Origin of the sequence: Actinomadura sp. 3N508 (genome assembly GCF_044326375.1) — a bacterium.
Lineage (GTDB): Bacteria > Actinomycetota > Actinomycetes > Streptosporangiales > Streptosporangiaceae > Spirillospora.
In genome coordinates, this window is the sequence record NZ_JBIRAX010000010.1 from 76,593 (window position 1) to 102,413 (window position 25,821).

At 70.8% G+C, this 25,821-nt stretch carries 16 protein-coding genes; 6 read left to right on the top strand and 10 right to left on the bottom strand.

Annotated features, from left to right (window positions below):
- Positions 1–48 precede the first annotated feature (48 nt).
- Both ACH34S_RS30605 and sigM read right to left on the bottom strand, forming a co-directional pair.
- A complete protein-coding gene (locus ACH34S_RS30605) occupies positions 49–828 on the bottom strand; it encodes a zf-HC2 domain-containing protein (RefSeq protein ID WP_395956310.1) in 780 nt (259 codons plus the stop codon).
- Entirely contained in the window at positions 825–1,448 is a 624-nt protein-coding gene (gene sigM / locus ACH34S_RS30610) for an RNA polymerase sigma factor SigM (protein ID WP_207936938.1), read from the bottom strand. The genes ACH34S_RS30605 and sigM overlap by 4 nt, the downstream gene beginning before the upstream one ends.
- Before the next feature lie 405 nt (positions 1,449–1,853).
- Here sigM and ACH34S_RS30615 point away from each other — a divergent pair, with 405 nt between their 5' ends.
- Positions 1,854–2,300, top strand: a complete 447-nt coding sequence (locus tag ACH34S_RS30615) for a hypothetical protein (RefSeq protein WP_395956311.1) — start codon at positions 1,854–1,856, stop codon at positions 2,298–2,300.
- Positions 2,301–2,500: 200 nt separating this feature from the next.
- Here ACH34S_RS30615 and ACH34S_RS30620 read toward each other — a convergent pair whose 3' ends face one another.
- The 4 genes from ACH34S_RS30620 to ACH34S_RS30635 form a co-directional block, all read right to left on the bottom strand.
- A complete protein-coding gene (locus tag ACH34S_RS30620; RefSeq protein ID WP_395956312.1) occupies positions 2,501–4,180 on the bottom strand; it encodes an AMP-binding protein in 1,680 nt (559 codons plus the stop codon).
- A gap of 315 nt (positions 4,181–4,495) precedes the next feature.
- Complete coding sequence (gene murJ / locus ACH34S_RS30625) at positions 4,496–6,190, bottom strand: murein biosynthesis integral membrane protein MurJ (protein ID WP_395956313.1); 1,695 nt, start codon at positions 6,188–6,190, stop codon at positions 4,496–4,498.
- A 73-nt stretch (positions 6,191–6,263) separates the two neighbouring features.
- A complete protein-coding gene (locus ACH34S_RS30630) occupies positions 6,264–9,023 on the bottom strand; it encodes a DUF6049 family protein (protein WP_395956314.1) in 2,760 nt (919 codons plus the stop codon).
- Between the two features lie 230 nt (positions 9,024–9,253).
- Complete coding sequence (locus tag ACH34S_RS30635; protein ID WP_395956315.1) at positions 9,254–9,787, bottom strand: aminoacyl-tRNA deacylase; 534 nt, start codon at positions 9,785–9,787, stop codon at positions 9,254–9,256.
- A gap of 387 nt (positions 9,788–10,174) precedes the next feature.
- Between ACH34S_RS30635 and ACH34S_RS30640 the strand changes: the two genes are divergently transcribed.
- Both ACH34S_RS30640 and ACH34S_RS30645 read left to right on the top strand, forming a co-directional pair.
- Positions 10,175–11,788 (top strand): CCA tRNA nucleotidyltransferase, encoded by a 1,614-nt coding sequence (locus tag ACH34S_RS30640; protein WP_395956316.1) that lies wholly within the window; start codon positions 10,175–10,177, stop codon positions 11,786–11,788.
- On the top strand, positions 11,788–13,101 hold the full coding sequence (locus ACH34S_RS30645) for an adenosylmethionine--8-amino-7-oxononanoate transaminase (RefSeq protein ID WP_395956317.1): 1,314 nt from the start codon (positions 11,788–11,790) through the stop codon (positions 13,099–13,101). The genes ACH34S_RS30640 and ACH34S_RS30645 overlap by 1 nt, the downstream gene beginning before the upstream one ends.
- Before the next feature lie 40 nt (positions 13,102–13,141).
- Here the strand turns inward: ACH34S_RS30645 and ACH34S_RS30650 are convergent, their stop codons facing one another.
- The 4 genes from ACH34S_RS30650 to ACH34S_RS30665 all read right to left on the bottom strand — a co-directional run bounded on the left by ACH34S_RS30650 (position 13,142) and on the right by ACH34S_RS30665 (position 18,392).
- Complete coding sequence (locus ACH34S_RS30650) at positions 13,142–14,455, bottom strand: MFS transporter (RefSeq protein WP_395956319.1); 1,314 nt, start codon at positions 14,453–14,455, stop codon at positions 13,142–13,144.
- A gap of 43 nt (positions 14,456–14,498) precedes the next feature.
- Positions 14,499–16,277, bottom strand: coding sequence for an ABC transporter substrate-binding protein (locus ACH34S_RS30655; protein WP_395956320.1), 1,779 nt, complete (start codon positions 16,275–16,277; stop codon positions 14,499–14,501).
- 290 nt (positions 16,278–16,567) lie between these two features.
- Positions 16,568–17,647, bottom strand: a complete 1,080-nt coding sequence (locus tag ACH34S_RS30660; protein WP_395956321.1) for an inositol-3-phosphate synthase — start codon at positions 17,645–17,647, stop codon at positions 16,568–16,570.
- A gap of 109 nt (positions 17,648–17,756) precedes the next feature.
- Positions 17,757–18,392 carry a helix-turn-helix transcriptional regulator gene (locus ACH34S_RS30665; protein WP_395956322.1) on the bottom strand — a complete coding sequence of 212 codons (636 nt, stop codon included), beginning with the start codon at positions 18,390–18,392 and terminating at the stop codon, positions 17,757–17,759.
- A 1,326-nt stretch (positions 18,393–19,718) separates the two neighbouring features.
- Between ACH34S_RS30665 and ACH34S_RS30670 the strand changes: the two genes are divergently transcribed.
- From ACH34S_RS30670 to ACH34S_RS30680, 3 genes are all read left to right on the top strand, one after another.
- Positions 19,719–19,898 carry a hypothetical protein gene (locus ACH34S_RS30670; RefSeq protein ID WP_395956323.1) on the top strand — a complete coding sequence of 60 codons (180 nt, stop codon included), beginning with the start codon at positions 19,719–19,721 and terminating at the stop codon, positions 19,896–19,898.
- Between the two features lie 80 nt (positions 19,899–19,978).
- Positions 19,979–22,585: a transglycosylase domain-containing protein gene (locus tag ACH34S_RS30675; RefSeq protein ID WP_395956324.1), complete on the top strand. Its 2,607-nt coding sequence runs from the start codon at positions 19,979–19,981 to the stop codon at positions 22,583–22,585.
- Between the two features lie 439 nt (positions 22,586–23,024).
- Positions 23,025–25,556: a transglycosylase domain-containing protein gene (locus ACH34S_RS30680; RefSeq protein WP_395956325.1), complete on the top strand. Its 2,532-nt coding sequence runs from the start codon at positions 23,025–23,027 to the stop codon at positions 25,554–25,556.
- Positions 25,557–25,821 lie beyond the last annotated feature (265 nt).

Consider the following 25,821-nt stretch of genomic DNA (forward strand, 5'->3'; position numbering starts at 1 on the left):
GAAAGGCCATGGACGGTTGCCGGTGTCCATGGCCTTCGGGGATTGTGGTCAGGCGTTCTTTACCTTGTCCAGCACGTTCTGGTTCTGGGCTGAGCAGTCAGGGGCGACGACCCACACGTTCAGCTTGCCGGGCTTGTCGCCGGGAGTGGCGATGACGGTCGCCGGATTTCCCTCGTACCGGGCCTGGTCTACGAGGACGGGTTTCCGTTCGCCGACGAGGGCGAGGACGCAGCCGCGCAGCCGGGTGTCCGGTCCTTCGGGGGCGCTCAGCTTCTGGTTGGCCGCTGTGACCTGGCCGACCTGGGCGGCGAGCGTCCCGGCGCGGTAGTCGGTGCCGCTGCTGGAGACCGCGAAAGCGGGTGCGGGCGCCGCGTTCGGCGCCATGCCGTCGCTCTCCTTCTGGCTTCCGGTGATGCCGGTGCGTGCGTTGTCCTGCGGTGGGGCCGATGCCTGGCCCTGGTCGCCGCTGGTGTTGTCCAGGGCGACCGTCCCCACCGCCGCTCCGCCGCCGAGCACGATCACGGCCGCGGCGGCGGCCGACAGGATCCGCCAATGCCGCCTTCCGCGCCGCTCCTCCAGGCTCGCCACGGCCGTGGTGTTCAGCGACTCCGCGGCGATGGCGGTGTCGATGCGGTCGGCCAGTTCGGCGGGCATGGACGGCGCGGGAGCCTCCGCCAGGAGCCGGGACACGTCCGCAAGGTCGGCGGACAGGTCGCGGCAGTCGGCGCAGGTGTCGAGGTGCGCGCTGACGGAGGCGGCTTCGTCGTCTTCGAGCAGTCCTTCGGCCAGGTCGGCCAGGACGTCGTAGTCAAGGTGTGCGGGGTTCACTTTGGCATGCCACCTCCTTCCACACCTCCGACGTTTTTGCGTTCCCGTCGGTTCCGGTGATGGCCGAGAAGGGGGGCGAGCCTGGCGCGGCCGCGCGCGCAGCGGCTCTTGATCGTGCCGGGCGGGACCTCCATGACCTGCGCGGCGTCGTCGACGGAGTAGCCCATCATGTCGACGAGGACGAGCGCGGCACGCTGCTCGAACGGCAACTGCCCGAGCGCGCTGTGGACGTCGAGGGAAACGCCGTGCGCGTCCGTCGGGTCGGGCATCTTCGGCGCGACGGCGTCGAACGTGGCGTCGTCGCCCATCGGCGTCGCCGGGCGGACGGACTTGCGCCGGACGCGGTCCAGGCAGGCGTTCACGACGATGCGGTGCAGCCAGGTGGTGACGGCGGCGTCCCCGCGGAACCGGCCGGCGGCGCGGAACGCCGAAAGGCAGGCGTCCTGCAGCGCGTCCGCGGCCTCCTCAGGGTCGCCGAGCGTGCGCAGCGCTACGGCCCACATGCGGTCGCGGTGGCGGTGGACGAGTTCGGCGAAGGCGTGCGGGTCCCCCTGGGCATGGCGGGCGAGGAGCTCCTTGTCGGGCACCTCGTCGACGCGACGCATGCTCACCGACGTCATGAGCGACCGCTTTCTCGTTCGGGACGCCCGGATGGTGCCGGGTATCCGCGACCGGCTGCTGGGGTTGGCACCACAGGTTCCTGGGGGCGAAGGGACATCTGCTTACAGGCACGATACAGACATGCGCCGCTCCACGTCACAGCCCTTGTAGTCGCCACGGGACAGGTTCGCCCACCCAGTTCTGTAGACGGTGACCTCTCCGAGGTCACCCGGCCTCCTAGACGCCACGTCCACAGGAATCCATGGGCCGTTCGGAGGAGATGTGCGCTTTCAGCGCCGCTACTCCGCCACCGCCGTGCCAGACGGGAACGTCCGTTTGCGGAGGTCAGTTTGACTCTATGGTGACTATGCAGTCAGCATTTCTGTGGAACATGATCACGATCGAGTTGGACGGAAGGTGTTCACATGCGTACGCGTACGACGCGCGTTCTCACAGTCGCGGCCACGCTCACCCTGATCACGGGCTTAACAGCCTCCCCCGCGGCGGCGGCGGGGGATTGGGTCAAGGGCGGCATCAAGGCCAAACACTCCCGGACGGCCAACAGCAGGCACGCCGAAGGCCGAGCCTCGATGAAGATCTACTGGAACGGGACGAAGGTCGCCGTCAAGGGCACGGTGAAGAACACGTCCACCGACACGTACGCCTACATGCAGATTCGCTATCAGGTCTACATCGGTAAGAAATGGCGCTGGCACAGCCGCTCCAACCTGGGGAAGGTCACGCCGGCGCGCGGCACCGGACGGCTGTCGATCCACCGAGCCACCCACCCGACGCGGTCGGTGCAGATGCGGATCTGCGCGACGGGCCTGCCGGGCAGCGGGCTCGGCACCAAGTGCATGAACTGGGCCTGATCGTCAGGTTCTGGAGCCGGGGCGTCCCAATCGGGGCGTCCCGGCGCAGCGCTCAGCGGACGAATCCGCGAGTAACTCCAAGGCCGATGTGTCCCGAGAACGCATCTCCCGAGGGCGAACGCATCCCCAAAGGTCATGCGTACCCCCAAGAACGCGGGCAGCGCGTCTGGTGGGTGAGCGGCTAGGTCTTCGGGGGCGGGTTAGCCCGCTGAGCCGTGGACGGTGACTTCGCTGATCTCGGCGCGCAGTTGGCCGTCCGAGCCGCTGGAGAGCTTGGTGAACCAGAGCAGCACGTAGCGTGCGGTGCGCTGCCCGGGTACCGAGAACGACGTGGAGCCGGAGCCCGATGTCGTGACCGTCTGGACCTTCTGCATCGAGTTCGGGTCGGACGTGTCGCCGAGCTTCAGCTGGATCGTCGCGCCGGCGGACTCGGGGAGCTGGGCCCTGATCTCGCTGACCGTGACCTGCCGACCCATGTCGAGCAGCAGGCCGACGCCCTGCTTGAGGTTCCCGAACTCCGGCGAGGTGTAGTACGAGCTCCGCCACACGGTGCCGGCCTTGCCGTCGATGGCGAGGGCGCCCTTCTTCTTGCCCTCACCGCCGTCCTGGCCAACGGGGTCGAGGCCCTCCGCGCTGTCGACGGGGAGCTTTACGGCGGAGTCGGCCTTGGGCGTGGTGGACGTCTTCGGGTCCGCGGCGCGGTTGTTGCCGGAACCGTCGCCGGACAGTGCCCAGGCGCCGAGGCCGACGATGACGGTGAGCGCGGCCGCGGCGACGCCGAGGAGCGCGCGGTTGCCGCCCGGACGGCGGGGAGCGCCATGGCTTCCGTGTCCGCCGTGTCCGTGGGCGGGCGCCGTGCGGGTGGACGTGGACGCCGGCGGCATCTGGGCGTCGTGCCGGTTCCGCACCCTCGGCGGCGGGACGTGCGACGACGCCGGCTGCTCGCCCGCGGGCGAATGATGCGGCTGCGTGGGGCCAGGCGCCGAAGCCCTGGAACGGCGGCGGGACGTCCCGTGCGGCGCCTGCCGCGGCGGGGGCTGCGGCGTGGCCTGCTGGACGGGACGAGTAGGCGGCGCCGGCGGCTGGGGGTTGCCCAGACCGGCGAACAGCGGCAGCGGAGTGCGGGGCACGCCGCGCAGTGCCCTGGCCAGGTCGGCGGGGGACGCGAGCGGCTCGGCCTGCCCGATGCCGAGGCAGCGGCACACGATCGCGTCGATCGCGTGCGAGATCCCGGCCTGGACCTGGCGGGGCGCGTGCGGGACGCCTTCGCCGCCGGCGGTGGGCGCGGCGGGGAGGTCGGATCCGGCCTCGTCGCCGGGCCAGTGCGCGGTGAGGGCGGCGTACAGCATCCGGCCTAGGCCGCGGACGTCCTCGCCCGCGGGGTCGTCGGCGTACTTGTCGCCGAGGACGGCGTCGGTCGCGATGCCGAGGATCTTGACGGTGCCGCCGGTCGTCCAGACGAGGTCGCGGGGCGCGAGGCAGAGGTGCGCCAGCCCGGCGGCGTGCGCGGCGGCGATCGCCTCGGACGCCTCGTACAGCAGCGTCGCGGCGCGTCCGGGTTCGAGCGGCGCCTTGGCGAGCATCGCCTCCAGGGTCTCGCCGACGACCCATTCGCTGACGACGTAGGCGCTCTCGCCGCCGTCGTCGGCGTCGAAGACCTGGGTGAGCCGCGGGTCGGTCAGCCGGCTGGCGGCGCGGGCGGAGGTGACGACCTCGACGATCCGGGGGAACTCCGGGTCGAAGGTGCGGACGGCGACGGCCCGCGCGAGGATCTCGTCGATGGCCTTCCAGAGTGACGATCCACCCGAGTCGCTGATGCGCTTTTCGAGACGGTAGCGTCCGGCGAGACGGGTGCCGGGCTCGATGACTGACGTGCTCAAGGCAGCGTCCTGCACAGGTGGTCAGATCCCATGTTCGTGGCGTGGCAGCTTACGCCTCCGACCCTCCTCTTTGCGTTCCCCAGGGTGTCGCCCCGCAAGCCGTAGTCCCCCACATGGTAGTGGCTACTCCTTCCGGTGGCCCCCTTATCGCCGCGCGTCCTTTTTACTTTGTGTCTTTACTTTGCCTGGCCCACCCAGTGGGCGCACCGCCGTCGGCTTCAAGGGGGCCAGTCGAGGGGTTCGGTTGAGGGGTCCAGTTGAGGGCGTGGCGTCCGCGGGCTGCGGCGCGGGCGTCCGCGAGCCGCGGCGCAAGGGTCAGCGGCCGGGGAGTTTGCGGGCGAAGGTGGCGATCACGGCCTGGACCTCGTCCACCCGCATCAGCTTGGCGAAGACGAGGTACAGCAGGCCGCCACCGGCGGAGCCGACCGCCAGGGTGACCAGCGCGGGCAGCAGCGTGCCGCTGTCGCCGACCGCGTCCGCGACGGTGTGCGTGGCGTAGGCGAACCCGACCAGCGGCCAGATCGCGACGAGGAGCTTCAGATGCCCGCCGACGATGCGGCGGCCGTCGATGCCGCCGAGCTTGCGGCGCAGCACCAGCCAGCAGGTGAGGGCGCCGACCGTGTTCGCGACGGCGAAACCGGCCGCGATGCCGACCACGATCCACTTGACGCCGAGGACGCTGTAGGCCGTGAACGCCATGATGATGTTGGACGTGACGGACACGAGCCCGACCAGCGCTGGCGTCCGCGTGTCGCCGTGGGCGTAGAAGACCCGCAGCATCAGCTGGTAGGTGGAGAACGGCACGAGCGCGATCGCGAACATCTGCATGACGCGCGCGATGACCAGGGCGTCCTCGGACGAGGTGTTCCCGTGCGCGAACAGCACCGTCGTGATCTCCGGGCCGAGCACCAGCATCAGCGCCGCCGCCGGCATGATGATCACCGAGGAGAGCCGGAGCCCGCTGGAGAACGCGGCGCGCACGTCGGCGGTCTTGCCCTCCGCCGCGAACCGGCTCATCCGCGGCAGCAGCGCGGTGATCACCGAGACGCCGACGATCGCGTAGGGCAGCTGGAAGAGCTGGTAGGCGTTGAAGTACGGCGTGTAGCCGTAGCCCTCGCCGAGCCCCTCGTCGACGGCGAGGTTCCCGGCCCGGTTCGCGAGGGCGGTGACGACGGCGAACCCGGCCTGGGTCGCGACGACGTAGAGGAGCGTCCAGCCGGCCATCCGCCCGACCTCGCCGAGCTCGCCGCGCTGGAAGTCGAGGCGGGGCCGCCACCGGAACCCGACGCGGCGCAGCGACGGCCACAGCGCCAGCGTCTGCAGGACGATCCCGCCCGTGGTGCCGATGGACAGCAGCAGCAGCTGCCCGTCGGAGATGCTGGACGGGTCGACCCGTCCCGTCGTGATCGCCAGGAACGCGCCGCCGATCGCGATCACGACGAGGTTGTTCAGCACCGGCGCCCACATCGGCGCGGCGAAGCTGCCGCGCGTGTTGAGGATCGCCCCGGCGAACGCGCCGACGCCGTAGAAGAAGATCTGCGGCAGGAAGAACTGCGCGAAGAGGATGGCGACCCTGCGCTGGTCGCCGGTGTAGCTGCCCGCGAGGACGTCGATGAACAGCGGCGCGGCGAAGACCGCCGCGACGGTGAGCACGGCGAGGCCGATCACCGCGAGGGTGAACACGCGCTGCTCGTACCGCTCGCCGTAGGCGCGGTCGCGTTCCTTGGCGCGCACCAGCAGCGGGACGACGACGCTGGTCAGGATGCCGCCGAGCAGCAGGTCGTAGATCTGGTTCGGGATCGTGTTGGCGGTGTTGTAGGCGTTGGCGAGCAGTCCGGTGCCGAGCGCGGCGACGATGACCGCGGTGCGCAGGAAGCCGGTGATGCGGGACGCGAGCGTCCCCACCGCCATGATCGCGCCGGACCGCAGGATGCCGCCGGAGCCGCCGGACTCCCCGGAGCCGCCGTCCTTCCCGCCTGGGGTTTCGCCGGTGCCGGGGGTGGTGTCCACCACCGTCTCGGCGCCGCCGGGACCCAGCCCTCCGCCGGGGCCGCCGCCTAGCCTGCCGCCGGGGACGGGGATGTCAATCGCCGTCTCGGCTGCGACGTTCCCAGCGCCAGGCGGAATGTTCCCCGCCGGTCCCGGTCCCACCGGTCCCGGTCCCGCCGCCGTTGGCCGTCCCGTCGGGGGCCTGTTCGGATGTCCCGGCGGGTTCTGCGGTGGCTGAGGACTCTGCGCCCCCCGCCCCGGATAGCCCTGGCCCTGGTGCGGCGGGCCCTGGTGCGGGCCCTGGTGCGGGCCCTGTTGCGGGTTCTGGTGCGGCGGAGGGGGCTGGCCCGGGGGGTATCCCCTGCCCTGGGGATAGCCCTGCGCCGGGTGACCCTGGGTGCTGCCCTGCGACGGGTAGTGGCCCCGTCCCTCCGGCTGCGGATTGCGTGGGGTCGGATAGCCCTGCCCCTGGGGGTTGCCCTGTGCCGGGTAGCCCGGTGCTTGAGGAGTGCCCTGGCCCTGGGGGCGGTTCTGTGCCGGGTAGCCCTGGTTCTGGGAACCCGGATGCGGGGCTCGGGAACCCGGCGGCGGGACCTGAGGGCCCGGAGCCGGGGGCTGAGTATCCGGACGCGGGGCCTGAGAATCCGGAGCCGGACCCTGGGAACCCGGGGCCGGCGTACCCGTTCCCTTGTTGCGCCGTCCCCAGCGATCCCGTCTCGGTCGACCCGTCACCGGCTGCCTCCGCTTTCCGGCGGCGCCTTGCTCTGTTGGCCCGCACTCCGACGCCCACGAAGAGTACGGCAAGTCCGCCGCCGGTGATGAGCAGGGCGAGACGCCCATACCCGGTGGTCCGGACGGTGATGGTCTCGCCGTCCCCGAACGTCCGGCCGCCCGCGTCCGGGATCATCAGCTCCAGGCGCACATGGAAGTTGCCGTTCCCGGCCGCCTTCGCCGGAATCCAGCGCTGGGCCCGCTCCCCGGGCCTCAGGTTGATCACCGCCTCGTCGGGGTCGAGCGCCCCAAGCTGCAGCTTCGCGCGGCTCTCCGAAGTCGGGACCGCGACGAGGCGGACCTGGACGGACTGATCGTCCAGCCTGTTCTCGATGAGCACCGGCAGCTTGCCCGAACTGCCCCCCATCAGCACCCGTTTGTTCTTGGTGGTGACGATGCGGACCTTGTCCATGTCGTCGTCGAGTTCGCGCGCGAGCTCCCGGCGGGCCGCCTTGGCGCGGCCGGGCGTCGTCCGCCACGAGACCGACTGGAGGCGCAGCAGGGAACGCTCGTAGGAGATCGTGATCTTCCCGGTCATGATCGCCCGGAACCGCGCCGCCTGCTGGGCGATCTGCCGCGTCTGCCTGAGATGCGCGTCGCTGAGCTCGAATGCCTCGTAATCCTCCTTGTAGCCATTGAACAGCCGGCCCTGCGGCTTCGCGGACTCGATCTTGCTCAGCGGCACCTCGCGCAGCCAGGGCGCGTCCTTGGTGTAGGTCAGGAGTTTGTCGGCGAGGCCCGGTGCCGGGTTCCACTGCCGCTCCGGCGCGACGACGACGGTGCGCTGCAGGTTCGGCGTCTCCGCCGCGATCATCGCGGTCTCGGCGAGGAAGCGCTGCTCGGCCAGGGCGGCCCCGGCCGCGGTCGACGTCCCCTTGCTGACGATCTCGTTGAGCTTGTCGTCGTACAGGAGGGCCGTCCGCGTGCCCTCGCTCGTCTGGAGCGTCGTGGTGGCGTTCGGCGGCGTCCAGGTCGTCGCCGGGTCCTGGAACTGCGAGCTCCTCATCAGGAACGACCCGCCGTCCTTCAGGGCGTGCTTGGCGAACTGCCCGAGCGTGCCGGGGCCCGCGGCGCCGTACGCCGGCCACGCGATCTGCGCGTCCGCCGGACGTCCGAGGACCTTCGGCACGATGCCGGTGTTCCGCTCGTCGTAGGCGACACCGATGTCGCGCGGCGTCTTGTGCCGGACGAGCGCGATGACGTCCGGGTCGCCGTACGGGAGGGTGAAGTAAGGGTCGCCCTTCGAGGCGTTCTTCAACGCCGCCAGCCAGGTCGCCGCGGTCGCGCTCTTCTCCTTCTTGGCCGCCTTCCCGCCGAACGGGCGCACGGTGTACTCGCCGGACGCCATCTGCTGGACGTCGTCCAGCAGCGCCGGATCGATCGCCCAGGTGATCGGTGTCGTGCCCGCGCCGGCGGCGTTGACGAGCTTGCCGAGCCGCCCGTCGCGCGACATCTCCTTGGTGAGCTGGTCGTCGAAGAACGTCCGGTCGCTGGTGCGGTGCATCCGGTCGATCAGCGGCCAGACCCAGCTGATCGCCACCGGCTGGAACCGCCGGTCCTTCGGCATGAACGTCAGGAACGTCATCAGCCCGCCGACCACCTGCTGCGCGGAGTTCAGCACCTCGACGCCCACCGGATAGACGCCGGGCGTCGCGCCCGGGGCGCGCAGCTGCAGCGCCTTGGTGGTGGTCTTGAACGTCCAGGACTGCGTCTTGCCGGGCTGGACGATGCTCGTGAGCGGCAGCTGCTGCGGGGCGACGGCGGGCAGCAGGCCGGGATGGCCGGACGAGAACTGGTCGAGGTGGCTGCGGCTGGTGACGGGCTGCGGGCTGTAGCGCAGCCGCATGGTGAGCCCGGCGAGCTGGTCGTCGGTGCGGTTCCTGGCAAGCCCCGAGATCTCGATCCGCGAGTTCTCGCGTACCGGCTTCGGGTCGATCTTGGTGAGCGCGAGCCCCACCGGGGCCTTCTGCTGCGCCAGCGCGGGGGCCTGTCGTGCCTGCGCCGTGGCGGGGGAGGCCAGGGTGGCGGGTGCCGCCATCGCGAAGCAGGGCAGCAGAGCGGCCAGCGCGACCGCGCGCCTCATCCTCACGCCGTGCCCGACCCGGAGCCGCCCGGAACCGCGCCGCCGATCACGGAACCGGCCGCCTGGGGACGGCGGGCGTCGTTTTCCCGCACCACGGCCCCGATGGTAGTCCGCGATGCGGGCCCAACAGACCGTCCCGTCCACGTGTGGCGCGTATTCGGCCACTTGCCCGCCATCACCGCCCCACCAGAGCCCCCAAAGCCCCAACCAACGGTTGGGTGGGGGCTGGGTTAGGCGACTGGGTGGCGGGGGTCTTGAGGGGCGGCGGGTGTGAAGAGGTCGGCTGGTGTTGCCTGGCACAGGGCGTACAGGGTGCGGCCTCGGATGCCCAGTGCGGTCGACGCCTCGCCTGTCGCGGTGTAGACGACGTCGTCGGCGGGGAGGCCGTCCACGATGCGCTGGTCGATGAGGAGGGGCATGTCGTCCGGCAGCAGAAGGGGGCAGACGAGACCCGCCGCGTACTCGGTGGCGGCGTTGACGGCGTCCGCGTGGGCCGGACGGACGGTGTCCGCGCCGACCGAGCGCCGGACGGCGTCCACGGGCGGCCGCTCGCCCGCCGGGACGATCACTCCGGCCAGGAACGGGCGCCGTCCGTCCCGGCCGCCGTCGCAGGAGTAGACGCATGTCACCAGGCAGCGGTCCGCGGGCAGCCCGAGCGCCTTGGGGAGCTCGTCGGCATGGGCCAGCGCGACGGGCAGCCGGACGATCTCGTGCACGGCCTCCCCTTCGAGCAGCGCGCGGTGGATGGTGAGAGCGTCCTTCATGATCGGCTCCATCCCGCGGGGTTCTCTCCCCGCTCACCCCCGGAACTGGTTTCCCTGGCTCCCCGTGCGGTGCACTGTGCGAGGTAGCGGGGTGGTCCCACATACCCGAGACGTCCGGATTAACCCTGCGCGGGCATCGCGCAAACCTCCCGATGCGCCCCTGCCGCATGTGCGGCGGACCGTGGCCCTTGGGGATCCCGCTACCGTTGTCGTGCGGGAGGCTCACCGGCGGTCGCGCTGGCGTCATCGGGGTGCCCAGAACGTAACTCGGGGATCGCCGCATGTGAAGGGGTCTCGCCCCGCTTCGGTCCCGCAAGGACTCCGTGCCGCCCCCCGCTGATCGCCAGAAAGTCCTTTGTCAGCCCGTCAATCAAGGAAATACGCTCGATGGCCGTGCCCAACCAGAACGTGACCTCCGAGGCCTCGCGGCGCACCGCGATCGCCGAGCTGCTGCGCCGGATCGCGCCCGTCGCCGATGACCTCGGTGCCCTGTTCGCGGCGGCCGGTCACGAACTGGCGCTGGTCGGCGGTCCCGTCCGGGACGCGCTGCTGCGCCGTCCGACCAAGGACGTCGACCTCACCACCGACGCGCCGCCCGAGCGCACCCTGGAGATCATCCGCGGCTGGGCGGACGCGCACTGGACGATCGGCATCGAGTTCGGCACGGTCGGGCTCCGCAAGAACGGCGTCGAGCTGGAGATCACGACGTACCGCAGCGAGTCCTACGACCCGAAGTCGCGCAAGCCCGACGTGTCCTACGGGACGTCCCTCGTCGAAGACCTGCGCCGCCGCGACTTCGCCGTCAACGCGATGGCGGCGCGGCTGCCCGGACACGAGTTCGTCGACCCGTTCGGCGGCCTCGTCGACCTGCAGCGCAAGGTGCTGCGCACGCCCGGCCGCCCCGAGGACTCCTTCAGCGACGACCCGCTCCGCATGCTGCGCGCCGCCCGGTTCGCCTCGCAGCTCGGCTTCACGGTCGCGCCGGACGTCGTCCAGGCGATGAAGGACATGGCGGGCCGCATCGAGATCGTCTCCGCCGAGCGGGTCCGCGACGAGCTGTCCAAGCTGATCTGCGGCCGGTACCCGCGGCAGGGTCTCGCGCTGCTCGTCGACACGGGCCTCGCCGCGCAGGTCCTGCCCGAGCTGCCGAAGCTGCGGCTGGAGATCGACGAGCACCACCGGCACAAGGACGTCTACGAGCACTCGCTGATCGTCCTGGAGCAGGCCATCGCGCAGGAGAAGGAAGGACCCGACCTCGTCCTGCGCCTCGCCGCCCTCCTGCACGACATCGGCAAGCCCCGCACCCGCCGGTTCGAGCCGGGCGGACGGGTGTCGTTCCACCACCACGAGGTCGTCGGCGCGAAGATGACCCGCAAGCGGCTGACCGCGCTGCGGTACTCGAAGGACGTCATCGCGGACGTGTCCCGCCTGGTCGAGCTGCACCTGCGGTTCCACGGGTACGGCACCGGCGAGTGGACCGACTCGGCCGTCCGCCGCTACGTCCGCGACGCCGGGCCGCTGCTCACCCGCCTCCACAAGCTGACCCGCGCCGACTGCACGACCCGCAACAAGCGCAAGGCCGACCGGCTCCGCCGCACCTACGACGACCTCGAGGTCCGGATCGAGCGGCTGGCCGAGCAGGAGGAACTCGCCGCGATCCGCCCCGAGCTGGACGGCAACGAGATTCAGGACATCCTCGGCATCACCCCCGGGCCGCTCGTCGGCAAGGCATACCGGTTCCTCCTCGACGTCCGCCTGGACCGCGGCATGATCGGCAAGGACGCCGCCGCCGCCGAACTCCGCACCTGGGCAACCAGCCAAGGCATCCTCCCCGCCACCGAGCCCTCCGCACACACGCCGCAAACGCACGAACAACCCAAGGCCGACGAGCCCCAGGGAGCACCCGAGGACGCGGTCTACAAGGGCAGGGGACCCAGGACCGCTTCCCCCGAGGGTGGGGCTTCGAGGGGTGAGTCCTCTGAGGATCGGGGGCGGGGGTAATGGTCTCGTTGCAGCTTGGGCGGATGAGTCCGCAGGCGACCGAGCGGATGCTGGAGTTCGATCGTGAGCACATCTGGCATCCGTACGCGCCGATCCCCGCGTCCGCGCCGGTGCAGCCGGTGGTGTCGGCCGACGGGGTGCGGCTGACGCTCGCGGACGGCACCGAGCTGATCGACGGGATGTCGTCGTGGTGGGCGGCCGTGCACGGCTACAACCACCCGAAGCTGAACGCGGCCGTGACCGGGCAGCTCGGCAAGATGGCGCACGTGATGTTCGGCGGGCTCACCCATCCGCCGGCCGTGCGGCTCGCGGAGCGGCTCGTCGAGATCACGCCGGAGCCGCTGACGAAGGTGTTCTTCGCCGACTCCGGGTCGGTCGCGGTCGAGGTCGCGATCAAGATGGCGATGCAGTACTGGCGGTCGCAGGGACGGCCCGAGCGGCACCGGCTGCTGACCGTGCGCGGGGGCTACCACGGCGACACGTTCGGGGACATGGCCGTCTGCGACCCGGTGAACGGCATGCACCACCTCTTCAGCGACGTCCTCGCCCGGCACGTGTTCGCGCCGCCGCCACCGCTCGGCTACTCCGCCGATCCCGACGCCGAGTACCTGGACGGGCTGGCACGGCTGGCCGCCGAGCACGTGGACGAGCTCGCCGGGATCATCGTCGAGCCCGTCGTGCAGGGCGCGGGCGGCATGCGGTTCTACGCGCCCGAGTACCTGAGCGCGCTGCGGGACATCGCCGACGAGCACGGGCTGCTGCTCATCCTGGACGAGATCGCCACCGGGTTCGGCCGGACCGGTGAGCTGTGGGGCTGCGACCATGCCGAGGTCGTCCCGGACATCATGTGCCTCGGCAAGGCCCTCACCGGCGGCTACATGACCATGGCCGCCACCCTCTGCACCGACCGCGTCGCGCACGGGATCACGTCGGGGGAGGCGGGCGTCCTGATGCACGGGCCGACGTACATGGCCAACCCGCTGGCCGCCGCCGTCGCGTCCGCGTCCATCGACCTGCTGCTGGCGCGCGACTGGCATGACGAGGTCGACACCATCGAGGCGATCCTGGCGAGCGAACTGCGCGGCGCCGCCGATCTCCCTGGCGTGGCGGACGTCCGCGTGCTCGGCGCGATCGGGGTGGTGGAGGCGCGCGAGCCGGTGGACGTCCCGTCCGTCCAGGAGATCGCCATGGCGCACGGCGTCTGGCTTCGCCCGTTCGGCAAGCTGATCTACACGATGCCGCCGTACATCTGCACGGAGGACGAGGTCCAGCACATCGCCGACGCGCTCAACGCCATCACCGAGTCCCTATAGAGCGGGGTCCGCACCGAGAACGCGTACTCGTCGACACCCATCAGCGGAGGGCGTGGGCGGGGCTGCGGGTGGCGGCCGTTCGGTAGGCGACGGCGCCTGCGGCGTAGGCGGTGATGACGGCCAGGAGGGTGAGGGCTGAGCGTCCGTCCGAGGGCAGCCAGGTCGCGGCAGCGGCGGCCGCGGCGGCGAACATGGCGTTGAACAGCATGTCGTAGACGGCGAACACGCGGCCCCGGTAGGCGTCCTCGATCGTCTCCTGCAAGGTCGTGTCGACGCAGAGCTTGACGCCCTGGGACACGACGCCCAGGACGAACGCGGCCGCCGCCCAGGAGCGTTCGGCGAACGGCATGCCGAGGGCGAGGAGGCTCAGCGCGGCAGCGCCGAGCAGCCAGGCGGTCCATGCCTGCTTGCTGATCCGCCGCACCACCGGCGGTGTGATCAGCGCGGCGGCGAAGAATCCGGCGCCGGAGACCCCGAGCATGATCGCGAAGGTTTCCAGGCCCGCGTCCGGGTCGTCCGCGAATTGGTTCCGGCACAGCAGGAGCGTCATGATCAGGACGATCCCGTACAGGAATCGGTGGAAGGAGATCGCGCCGAGCGCCAGTGCCGCCTGCGGGCGGCGTGCGATGTGGCGCGCCCCATCGGCGAGGCCGCCGATCATCGTGCCGAGCGCTTCGCGGACCCGCGGCTCCGCCGGGGCGGGGTCGTCGCCGGGCAGGGCGTTCTCGGCGGGGTACGGGCCCAGCAGCTTCCTCGGCAGCGTCGTCGCGACCATCCCGGCGGCGAGGAACAGCCCGGCGGCCGTCACCAGGATCAGCGCCGTCCCGTCGTTTCCGGAGCCGAAGACGCGCCGGAGCAGGTAACCGGCGCCGCCGCCGAGGAACGCGACCACCGTCCCGGACGTGACCGAGAACGCGTTCGCCGTCACCAGATGGTCGCGCCGCACCACGTGCGGCAGCGCCGCCGACAGTGCCGCGAGGAAGAACCGGTTCACACCGAGGACGGCGAGCACGCCGATGAAGAAGATCGGGCCGTCCTGCCCGGCCGCCACCAGGCCCGCGACGGCCAGGACCATCAGGGCACGCAGGATCGGCGTCCACACCAGGATCTGCCGCCGCTGCCACCGGTCGATGAACACGCCGGCGAACGGCCCGAGCGCCGAGTACGGGAGGAGTGTCACGGCGAACGCCGCCGCCGCCTTGGCCGCGGTCGTCTGCCGCTCAGGCGAGAAGAACACGTACCCGGCGAGTGCCACCTGGAAGACGCCGTCGGTCAGCTGCGAGGCGATCCGCGTCCCGTAAAGCCGCCGGAAATCGCGTCCGCGCAGAATCTCTGGCAGTTCGGCAGCTTTCACCCGATCACTGTATTCATCGCCGCGGCTGCTCCGGGCGTACCGCCTAGCTCAGCCAGAGGCGGGTGTAGTCGTAGCCCATGGTGGTGGGGAGGAAGCGGGCGCCGTGGACGCGGGACGAGCGGAAGATCGTGTGGGCGCGGCTGAGGAGCGGGACGATCGCCGCGTCCGCCATGATCTGCCGGTCGGCCTGCTGCCAGTACCGGGCGGCGCGGGCCGGGTCGGGGGCGGTGAGTGCGGCGTCGATGAGGGTGTTGACCTGCGGGTTGTCATAGCCGCCGTAGTTGGTGGAGTTCTGCCCGTAGGCGCGTCCGTCGAACAGCGGCTGGATCATCGAGCGGCCGTTGTTGCCGTACCAGTCGGGCGTCCAGCCGGGGGCGGCGATGTCCCACTCGCCGGCGGCGGCCTTCGCGGGGGTGGCGATGGTGGCGGCGTAGAAGGAGCCGCCGGAGTCGGCGAGGAGTTCGGTCTTCACGCCGCAGGCGTCGAGGTTCCCCGCGATGGACTGGGCGATCAGCTTGTGGACGCTGTTGGTCCGGTACGGGAACTTGAGCGTGAGGGCGGGGTGGCCCGGCCGGCCGAGGAGTGCGCGGCATTTGGCCGGGTCGCCGGAATCGTCCGGTGTGGGGTAGTGGTCGGCGGGTGCGTAACCGGCGTTGCCGGGCGGGATCACCGTGTGCAGGGGCTTCGCCACCGAGGGACCGCCGACGATCTTGATGAGGGCGCTGCGGTCGATGGCGTACTCCAGGGCCTGGCGGACCTCCCGCCTGCCGAGCGCGCCGGAATTGCTCGGGCTCCGCGTGTTGAACACCAGGTAGGGGCTGTTGGACGGTGCCTCCCTGATCGCGAAGCGGGGGTCGTCACGCAGCCGCGGGATCGCGGACGTCGGGACGGGCTGATCCCATGCGAGGTCGGCGACGCCCTGCTCGATCTGCTGCTGGACGGCGTCCGGCGAGTCCTGCCCGAGGGTGATCCGGATCTTCTCCACGTGGCGTTCACGGAGCGGATCGGTGGACGGGCGCCATGCCGGGTTGCGGGTGAGCAGGTAGGTCATGCCCGGCTTGTACTCGGTGATCTGGTACGGGCCGTTCGAGATGGTGTGCTGCCGGAACTCCGGTCCGTCCGGGACAAAGCGGTCGTACTCCTGCGGCGCCGCGGCGGTGGACGGCAGCGCGAGCAGGTGAAGGAAGTCGCTGGCGGGGCGCTCTAACCTGAACACGAGGGTCTCGTCGTCCTTCGCGGTGACCCCGGCGAACCCGTGGTCGCGCTGGTAGGCGGCCATCGCGCCCGGGTCGCGCGGGTCGACGGCGGCGAAGCCGCGGCAGAAGTCGGCCATGCCCTGGAGCGTGGACGTGAAGTAGCCCTTCCCCCCGGACGGCGACGCCGGGTTGCACAGCCGCTCGAAGCCGCGGACGAAGTCGTGCGCCGTCACCGGCCGCGGCGGCGCCGTGTTCCACCGGACGTCGTCGCGCAGGCGGACGGTATAGGTGCGGCGATCCTTGCTGATGCCGCCGTTCTCGCGGGACGGTATGCGCGCGGCCACGTCGGGGCGCACGGGGATCGTCTCCTGGAAGTTGTTGGACGCTCGCGTCCCGAACAGCGTCCGCGCGAACGTCCGGACGAGCCCGTAGGCGCCCACGCTCGCGACGGACGCGGGGTCGAGGTGCTCGACGTCGGACGAGCCGACGATGCGCAGCGTGCCGCCGTCGCGGGGCTGCCCGTCCGCGGACGCGTCGTCACCGCCCCCGGCGCATCCGGTCAGCCCGACCACGAGCCCGGTCAGGCCCGCTAGCCCCGCCGTCACCTTGCCCATCTCGCGTGCCATGGCGTTCTCACCTCAAGACTCGGAACTTGGCGCGCAGTAACCGACGGTGTCACAGTAGAGCCAGACGGTGACAAAGGGCTGGTACATTACTCGTTTTCTCTAAAGAAGCTCTGCAGAAGCAGGGACGCCCTGGCAGTGAAAATCACTGCCAGGGCGTCCCCGGAGAATGCTGCGTAAATGGGCTCGGCGCGGGCTCGTTGTGCGGAGGAGAACTCCGGAACGCCGTTAAGGGCGACGCTCCAGGGCCCGTCCCGCGCGGTGACCCACGCGGCGAGTCACGTAGCGAGTGTTCAGCGGTCGATCTCGCCGCGGATGAACTGCTCGACGGCGTCGTGCGCCTGGTCGTCGTTGTACTGCTCGGGCGGCGACTTCATGAAGTAGGAGGACGCCGACAGGATCGGCCCGCCGATGCCCCGGTCCTTGGCGATCTTCGCGGCGCGCACCGCGTCGATGATCACGCCGGCGGAGTTCGGGGAGTCCCAGACCTCGAGCTTGTACTCCAGGTTGAGGGGGGTGTCGCCGAACGAGCGGCCCTCCAGCCGGACGTAGGCCCACTTGCGGTCGTCCAGCCACGGCACGTGGTCGGACGGGCCGATGTGCACGTCCGCCTTCGCCATCTCGTGCGGGATCTGCGACGTCACCGACTGCGTCTTGGAGATCTTCTTCGACTGGAGCCGCTTGCGCTCCAGCATGTTCATGAAGTCCATGTTGCCGCCGAAGTTGAGCTGGTAGGTGCGCAGCAGCTCGACACCGCGGTCCTCGAACAGCCGGGCCATGACGCGGTGCGTGATGGTCGCGCCGACCTGCGACTTGATGTCGTCGCCGACGATCGGGACGCCCGCGTCCGTGAACTTCTGGGCCCACTCGGGGTCGCTGGCGATGAACACCGGCAGCGCGTTCACGAACGCGACCTTGGCGTCGAGCGCGCACTGGGCGTAGAAGCGGTCGGCGTCCTCGGAGCCCACCGGCAGGTACGACACCAGGACGTCCACCCGCGCGTCCTTGAGCGCCTGGACGACGTCGACCGGCTCGGCGTCCGACTCCTCGACCATGTTCAGGTAGTACTCGCCGAGGCCGTCGAAGGTGTGGCCGCGCTGGACGGTCACGCCGGTCGGCGGGACGTCGGCGAACTTGATCGTGTTGTTCTCGCTGGCGTGGATGGCCTCGGACAGGTCCATCCCGACCTTCTTGGCGTCCACGTCGAACGCCGCCACGAACTCGACGTCGCCCACGTGGTACTCGCCGAACTGCACGTGCATGAGGCCGGGGACTCGCTGATCGGGGGCCGCGTCCTTATAGAACTCGACACCCTGGACGAGCGAAGAGGCGCAGTTACCCACACCCACGATGGCTACGCGCACCGAACCCATCCGGTAGCTCCTTCTCTCTTGCGGTTGCGATCCTCGCCCGCCGGAGGGCGGACGCCGCTTCCGTGCGGGGGACCTGAGGTGGGATTGACCCGTCCCAGGTGGGCCGCTGTCAGCGGCCCTTGTCCCGAGGCTTGTCGTATTTGCTTCCGTACTGTCTGGCTTGCTTTTCCTGCTCGGCCTGTTCCTGCTCGGCCCGCTCGCGCCCGATCAGCTCGTTGAGCCACCTGACCTCGCGTTCGACGGATTCCAGCCCGTGGTTCTGCAGCTCCAGGGTGTAGGAGTCGACCCGTTCGCGGGTCCGTGCCAGGGCGGCGCGGACGCTCTCCAGGCGCTCCTCCAGCCGGCTGCGGCGGCCTTCCAGGATCCGGAGCCGGACGTCGGCGCGGGTGTGCGAGAAGAAGGCGAAGTGCACGCCGAACCCCTCGTCCTCCCACGACGCCGGGCCGGCCTCGGTCAGGAGCTGCTGGAGGCGCTCCTTGCCGTCCGCGGTGAGCTTGTAGACGATCTTCGACCGGCGGCTCTGCAGGGCCAGCGCCGTGTTCGGCTCCTCCGGCCGGTCCTCGATGATCAGCCCGTTGGCGAGCAGCTGCTTGAGGCACGGGTAGAGGGACCCGTAGGAGAAGGCGCGGAACATGCCCAGCAGGGTGTTGAGCCGCTTGCGCAGCTCGTACCCGTGCATGGGGGACTCGTGCAGCAGACCGAGCACGGCGAGCTCCAGCACGCCCGCGCCCTTCCTGGCCGCCATCGTCCACCTCCGCAGAACCGGATGTCTCGAACCGATGTATCGAGTGGTTGTATCGAGTGAATGTATCGACTCGATACATCGACAAGATACGTAGTGCGGCCCGTCCTGGCAAGTGGGCTGCTGGGCTGCCGCCGGACGGGACGCGTCCGAGGCCGCCGCACACGCCCCCGTTGGACCACAAAAACGGAGAATTCTGGGTGTATGTGGTGGAAGTGTGTCAAAGTTGCGCATGGCACCAGCTGGCGATGTCCGGCGTCCACGGCCTCGGGGAGTAGCGCTCCGAGTGGCAGACAAACAAGGAGGATTCACCGGCCACCGCATCCGGCCGGGACGTTGACCAGCCAGAACGTGCCGTCGCACTGCACTCGCTCCCCCCGCTCACCAGCCCGCACAGTACGCTTCGGACGGCGCAAAGCCGCCCAGAGCCGGTGGGTGACCCCGGCCCTCGGCAGCTAACCGTTGTCCCCTGTTGATGAGGTCGCGTGAGTAATCCAAGCCAGCCCCGACCGGAACCCGGGTCGCAGAGGCCGGGCGGGCAGCAGAACCCCCGTCCCGGCGATTCCGGCGACCCCGGGCAGCCGGGCGTCCACCCTGAGTCCGCCGCGCCAGGCGCGGCCGGGACACCGGCTGGACCGCAGGACCCCCCTTCGAACTTCATGGGCGGCCCCTCCGTTCCCGGCGCCGCCGCCCCTCGGCCTTCCGGTCCTTCCGGTCTTTCCGGCTCCGGGACGCCGCCCGGCCATGGCATGCCCGGCGAGCCGGGCGCGCTCAGCGGAGGCGCCGCGTCCGCCGGCCCGAGCATGCCCGGCGGCCCCTCCCCGTTGAGTGACCCGGGCTTCCCCGGCTTGGGACCGTCCGCCGGATCCGGCACGCCTGGCGGGACGGGTGGCAGCGGTGCACCGTCGGGCGGATCGAGCTCGTACGGCGACTTCGGTTCGTCGAGCGGTATCGGGTCCGGTGATCCACTTGGTGGTTCGCGGACGTCCGGCGCCCCGAGCGGGTCCAGCGGGATGAGTGACCCGGGCGGGGCGACCGCGCCCGAAGGACTTGGCGGCTTTGGCGACGCGGGCATGCGAAGCGGCCCCGAGGCCCCCGGCGGGTCCGGGTGGCCAAGCGGCACTGGCGGCGCTGGCGGGCGCGGACCTTTGAGCGGGCCGGAGATGCCGGGCAGCAGGGCAAGCGGCCCTGGGACGCCTGGTGGAGGCGCCGCGCCCGGTGGGCCGAACGTGCCTGGTGGCATGGGCCCGTCCGGCGGCGGCTCCGCCGGGCCGGGCGCTCCGCTCAGGACTCCTATGGGCAACGCCATACCCAGCGGACGCGGCCCAGGTGGCCCTGCTCCGGGTGGCCCTGGTCCGGGTGGCCCTGGTCCGGGTGGGCCCGGTTCAGGTGGGCCTGGTCCGGGCGGACCCGCTTCAGGTGGGCCTGGTCCGGGTGGCCCTGGTCCGGGCGGCCCTGGTCCGGGCGGGCCTGGTCCGAGCGGGCCTGGTCCGAGCGGGCCCGGAATGAGTAGGCCTGGGATGGGTGGGCCTGGTGGGCCCAACACCCCTGGGGCCCCTGGTGGGCCTCGTACGCCTAACTCGTTTGGTATGGGCGGTGCGCCTCGGCCGGGCACCGGAGGCAGGCACGCGGCAGGTGCGGCCGGTGCCGGTGCCGGGATGGCCGGGTTCGGGACGGCTGGCAACGGCGTCCGGGACAAGCTCGGCGGGATCGGGAAGCTCGGGCAGGACCTCGGGTCCAAGGTCGCCGGGAGGTTCCGCGGCGGCGGGACGCGCGCGGCCCACCGCTCGGGCGGCCCCGCAGGGCCAGGCGGCCCCGGACGTCCAGGTGGCCCCGGCGGTCCAGGCGGGCCGGGAGGACCTGGTGGTCCCGGTGGCCCCGGACGGCCGCCCGGCTCGGGCAAGCAGAGCTTTATCGATCACCTGCGGTCGCGCGGGGAGGGGTGGCGCAAGTACATCCCGTCCTGGAAGGTCGTGGCAGGTGTCTGCGGCCTCGGGTTCGCCGCGTTCATCACGCTGATCTGGGTCGCGTACGCGAACACGCCGACGCCCGCGGAGCCGACCGTGGCGGGCGTCGAGGACCAGGCGTCGATCTTCTACTACACCGACGGCACCGAGATCGGCCGCATCGGCAAGAAGCGGCAGAGCGTCGAGCTGGCCAAGGTGCCGCCGACCGTCCAGGACGCGGTGCTCGCGGCGGAGAACCGCAGCTTCCGCACCGACCCCGGGTTCTCGGTCAAGGGCACGACGCGCGCGGTGTGGAAGAACCTGACCGGCGGGTCGGGCGGCGGGTCCACGATCACGCAGCAGCTGGCGAAGAACTACTACTCCGACCCGAACAACCGGACGATGAACCGGAAGTTCAAGGAGCTGTTCATCTCGCTGAAGCTCGAGGACAAGCACACCAAGGACGAGATCCTCAAGCTGTACCTGAACACCATCTACATGGGCCGCGACACCTACGGCATCCAGGCGGCGTCCCGCGAGTACTTCGGGACGGACGTGTGGAAGCTCAAGCCCGACCAGGCGGCGTTCCTCGGCGGCATCATCCAGAACCCGAACCGTGACCCGGGCGAGGAGGCCAACCGGGCCTGGGTGACGGCGCGGTACCACTACACGCTCGACGGCATGGTCAAGATGGGCAAGCTCACCCAGGCCGACGCCGACAAGTACAAGCAGCAGCTGCCCAAGATCAAAGAGGCGGGCACGGGCAACCAGCTCTACGGCGGTCAGCGCGGCTACATGCTGATGCGCGCCAAGAAGGAGCTGGCACGGCTCGGGATCGACGACAAGGAGCTGACCACCAAGGGCCTGCGCGTCTACACGACGTTCGACCGCAAGCGGATGGCGATGGCCAAGGAGGCGGCCGAGAAGACCGTCCCGCAGGTGGACCCGAAGAAGCTGGCGAAGAAGAAGATCCGCGTCGGGCTGGTGTCGGTGAACTCCGCGAACGGTGAGGTCATCGCGTTCTACGGCGGGCCCAGCTACCTGGACCAGGCGTTCGACAACGTCTGGCAGGGGTCGGCGCAGGCGGGGTCGGCGATGAAGCCGTACGTGCTGGCGACGGCGCTGAAGCAGAACTACAGCCTGAAGAGCATGGTGGAGGGCCGGTCGAAGATCCCGCTCAACGGTGAGGGCAACGTCGTGTCGCGGAACGATCCCAGCGCGGTGATGGTCCCGAACTCCCATCGGACGCCGCCGGCGGTCAACCTCGTCACGGCGACGGAGGAGTCGGTGAACACGGCGTTCCTCCAGCTGATGGGCAAGGTCGGCATCGAGGAGGTCATCGAGACCGAGACGGACGCCGGCATCGCACGCGACCTGCTGAAACCGCACGACTGCTGCCTGAACCTGGCGCTGGGCGTCAACAACATCCGGCCGATCGAGCAGGCCGCCGGGTACGCGGTGTTCGCCAACGGCGGCGTGTACCACCAGCCGCACGTGATCCGCCTGGTCAGGGCGACCGACAACAAGACGGTGCGGCTGAAGCCGAAGTACGAGAAGCGCCGCGTGTTCTCCTCGAAGGTCGCGGCGGACGCCACCTACGCGATGCGGCAGGTCGTCCTGAGCGGCACGGCGACGGCGGCGCGGCTGCCGGACGGGCGCCAGGCGGCCGGCAAGACCGGTACGACCGACCGGAACGTCTCGTCGTGGTTCGTCGGCTACGTGCCGCAGGTGTCGACCGCGGTGACGCTCTACAACGATTCGGTGGGGCCGGACAAGAAGAAGAAGTCGGTGATCCTGCCGGGGATCGGCGAGGTCGAGGGCGGTACGATCCCCGCCCGCATCTGGCAGTCCTACATGCGGAACGCGCTGCGCGGTGTGGAGGCCAAGCAGTTCCCGCCGCCGGTGTGGGGCGGGATCATCCAGCAGTGGGCGAAGCCGCCGGAGAAGAAGGACGACCGGCCGCCGTGGTGCAACAACCCGATCTTCCAGCACGACCCGCGCTGCCAGGGCAACGGCAACGGGAACGGCGGCGGTAACGGCAACGGCGGGGGCAACAAGCCGCCCTGCCAGTCGCCGATCCCCGACCCCAACTGCAACCCGGACCGGCCGCCGAGCTTCCCGCCGCCGGACTGGTGGTGCAACATGCACCAGGGCCACCCGGCCTGCCGGATCCGGGGAGGCGGCGGGCTCAACCAGCCGAACTCGGCGAGCCTCGCACCGCTGTACCCAGTGTCGAGGCCACCGGAATGAACCGGTGGGCCGTCCCGTCCGAACCGTTCCATGGAGGCGGTGATGTGACGTGAAGCATGTTCCCGAGTCACCGCACGCCAGGGGGCGTGACCGAGCGCGTCCGGATGCTCGGGGGGAGGCGAGGCTTTGCGCCTCGGCCCCCGCGGCTCCGGGGGCGCAGTACTCTCTGACGACGCACAGCCGTACCCCAGTTTGATGAGGTCGCGTGAGTAACCGAAGCCCATACGGACCGGAATTCGGAGATGGCCCCGACCGGAGGGCGACCCCCCGCTCCGGCGGCTCCGGCCCGCCCCCCGGTGCGCCGCGCGGTGGATCGTCCGGCACCCCCGGCCGGGTGCCGCGCCCCGGCGGCAGGTCGAGCGGGCGGAGCGGCGGGCCCGCGAGGATAGGCGGCGGAGGCGGAGGCGGCGGTGGTCGCCGCCGCGGTACGCCCTCATCGATGCGTTCGGGTCCGGGCGGCCGTCCCGGCCGGGCGGCCGGTGGCGCGGGCGGCGCGGCAGGTCCGGGCGCCCCGGGTGGACGCGGCGGTCCCGGCGGACGCGGCCCAGGCGGGCCGGGCGGCCCCGGTGGGCCGGGCGGTCCTGGCGGTCCTGGCGGAGGCGGCGGCTACGGCCGGCGCGGCGGCCCCGGGGACGGCGGAGACGACAGCTTCTGGGGCGACGCCGGCGGCTCCGGCGGCCGGCGCGAGGGCGTCGGCATCGGCGCCTTCTGGAAAGGCCGCGGCAAGCGCCAGGGCGGCGACGGCGACGGCACCGAACCGGAGAAGACCGGCTGGCGGCGGTACGTCCCGTCCTGGAAGGTCACGACCGCCGTCGTCAGCGTGCTGATCCTCGGCATGGCCACGCTCGTCATCGTCGCGTACATGAACACTCCGATCCCGACGGCGAAGCAGCAGGCCGCGCTCCGGCAGGAGTCGCTGATCACGTTCGCGGACGGCAAGCCGCTCGCCCGGATCGGCACCCACCGCGAGGACATCCCGCTCGACAAGGTTCCGAAGCACGTCCAGAACGCGATCCTCGCCGCGGAGGACCGCAACTTCTGGCACGAGCCGGGCATCTCCCCGACGGGCATCGCGGGCGCGATGTACCGGGCGGTCGCCGGTGGCGAGGTCGCCGGCGCCTCGACGATCACGCAGCAGATGGCGCGGAACTACTACGCCGGCCTCAGCCAGGACCGGACGGTCAGCCGCAAGCTCAAGGAGATCCTCATCTCGATCCGTCTCGGCAAGGAGATGGACAAGAAGCGGATCCTGGAGCTGTATGTCAACACCGTCGCGTTCGGGCGCCGCTCCTACGGCATCCAGGCCGCGTCCCGCGCCTACTTCCACAAGCCCGTCACCGAGATCGACGAGTCCCAGGCGGCGATGCTCGCCGCGCTGATCCAGCGTCCGGGATACTTCGCGACCTACGGCCCGGCGTCCAACCCGGCCAAGAAGGCGCTGATCGACCGCTGGAACTACGTTCTCGACGGCATGGTCGAGGAGGGCTGGCTCGACCAGACCAAGCGCGCCTCGGCGCAGTTCCCGCAGACGCAGGAGAACTGGAGCGACGTCCCGGACGACGAGAACACCGGCTACCTCCAGGACCGCGTCCTCGCGGAGCTGAAGATGCTCGGCATCGACGAGCAGATGCTGGAGACCGGCGGCCTGCGGATCAAGACGACGTTCAACCGGCAGCTGCAGGACTACACGAACAAGGTCGTCAAGCAGATCAAGAAGGAGAACGGGCTCGGCAGCGACATCCAGTTCGGGCTCGCCGCCGTCGACCCGAAGAACGGCGGGGTGGTCGCCGCCTACGGCGGTCCGGCCTACCGCCAGCAGCAGTTCGACAACTCCTTCCAGGGCAGGGTCCAGCCCGGGTCGTCGTTCAAGCCGATCGTGCTGGCCACCGCGCTCGACCAGGGCATCAGCCTGCAGACGACGATGGACGGCAGCTACAAGCGCACCATCAACGGCGCGACGTTCACCAACGACAGCAGGTCGGAGAACGGCGTCTACAACCTCAAGCAGATGACGGCGATGTCGATCAACACGTCGTACGTCGAGCTGGGGCAGAAGGTGCAGCTGACCAACGTCATCGAGATGGCCAAGAAGATGGGCGTCCCGGCGACCACCAAGGGCATGGACCCGACGTACACCTCGCTGCCGCTCGGCGTCATCGACACGACCCCCGTCACGATGGCGTCGGTGTACTCGACGTTCGCCGCCGGGGGCAAGCACCGGCCCGCGCACGTCATCTCCAAGATCACCACCAACACGGGCCACCCGGTCACGAACAAGAACGGCGACGTGCTGGAGAAGCTGCCCTGGGAGAAGCCCACGACGGTGTTCTCCGAGGGCGTCGCCGCCGACGCGACTTCGGCGATGCAGGCGGTCGTCACGTCCGGTACCGGTAAGCGCGCGAGCCTCGGCGCCCGTCCGGTGGCGGGCAAGACCGGTACGACGGACGAGAACAAGTCCGCGTGGTTCGTCGGCTACACGCCACAGCTGGTGACTTCGGCGGCGATGTGGCGGCAGGACAAGAAGGGGACCCGCAAGTCGCTGATCGGCGTCGGCAACTACAGCCAGGTCTACGGTGGTACGGTCCCGGCCGACCTGTTCAAGCGCTTCATGACTAAGGCGCTGGACGGCAAGGAGATCGCGCAGTTCCCGCCGCCGGTCAACGGCGGCGAGGTCGCCCCGTGGGCGAAGCCGAAGCCCGCCCCGACGACGACCGCGTCGCCGTCCCCGTCGGACCGGCCCACCTGCGAGCCGGGCCAGCCGACGCCGGGCTGCCAGCCGCCGACCTCGGGCCCGTCGTTCCCGACGACGCCGCCTCCGGGCGGGGTGCCCTGTAACGAGTACAACCTGCCGCTCGGCTGCAACCCGAACCTTCCGCCGGAAGGGGACAAGAGCTGGTGGTGCGAGAAGCCGGAGAACAGGAACCATCCCGCCTGCCGGCGGGAGGAACCGACTGAGCCGGGCGCCAACTAGCGCGCGGTCAGGCGAGGGCTGCCCGGCCTCTCGCTAGTGAACGGACGGAACGGCCCGGAGCCCGCAACGGCTCCGGGCCGTCCCATGTCCTGGGTTCGTGCGTCGGGTGGGTTGGTGGCGTGCGGGCGCGGGCGGGCGGGCGTGATGACCATCCGGGCCGTCCCGCGTCCTGGGTTCGCGGGTCGGGTGGACTGGTGGACGCGTGGACGGGCGCGGGTGGGAGGCCGAGCTGACCATCCGGGCCGTCGCATGTCCTGGGTTCGCG

Bases quoted from the DNA above. Each gene is read 5' to 3' on its own strand.
- sigM (WP_207936938.1), bottom strand. From the start codon at position 1,448: ATGACGTCGGTGAGCATGCGTCGCGTCGACGAGGTGCCCGACAAGGAG.
- ACH34S_RS30615 (WP_395956311.1), top strand. From the start codon at position 1,854: ATGCGTACGCGTACGACGCGCGTTCTCACAGTCGCGGCCACGCTCACC.
- ACH34S_RS30630 (WP_395956314.1), bottom strand. From the start codon at position 9,023: ATGAGGCGCGCGGTCGCGCTGGCCGCTCTGCTGCCCTGCTTCGCGATG.
- ACH34S_RS30635 (WP_395956315.1), bottom strand. From the start codon at position 9,787: ATGAAGGACGCTCTCACCATCCACCGCGCGCTGCTCGAAGGGGAGGCC.
- ACH34S_RS30640 (WP_395956316.1), top strand. From the start codon at position 10,175: ATGGCCGTGCCCAACCAGAACGTGACCTCCGAGGCCTCGCGGCGCACC.
- ACH34S_RS30645 (WP_395956317.1), top strand. From the start codon at position 11,788: ATGGTCTCGTTGCAGCTTGGGCGGATGAGTCCGCAGGCGACCGAGCGG.
- ACH34S_RS30655 (WP_395956320.1), bottom strand. From the start codon at position 16,277: ATGGCACGCGAGATGGGCAAGGTGACGGCGGGGCTAGCGGGCCTGACC.
- ACH34S_RS30660 (WP_395956321.1), bottom strand. From the start codon at position 17,647: ATGGGTTCGGTGCGCGTAGCCATCGTGGGTGTGGGTAACTGCGCCTCT.
- ACH34S_RS30665 (WP_395956322.1), bottom strand. From the start codon at position 18,392: ATGGCGGCCAGGAAGGGCGCGGGCGTGCTGGAGCTCGCCGTGCTCGGT.
- ACH34S_RS30675 (WP_395956324.1), top strand. From the start codon at position 19,979: ATGGGCGGTGCGCCTCGGCCGGGCACCGGAGGCAGGCACGCGGCAGGT.
- ACH34S_RS30680 (WP_395956325.1), top strand. From the start codon at position 23,025: ATGCGTTCGGGTCCGGGCGGCCGTCCCGGCCGGGCGGCCGGTGGCGCG.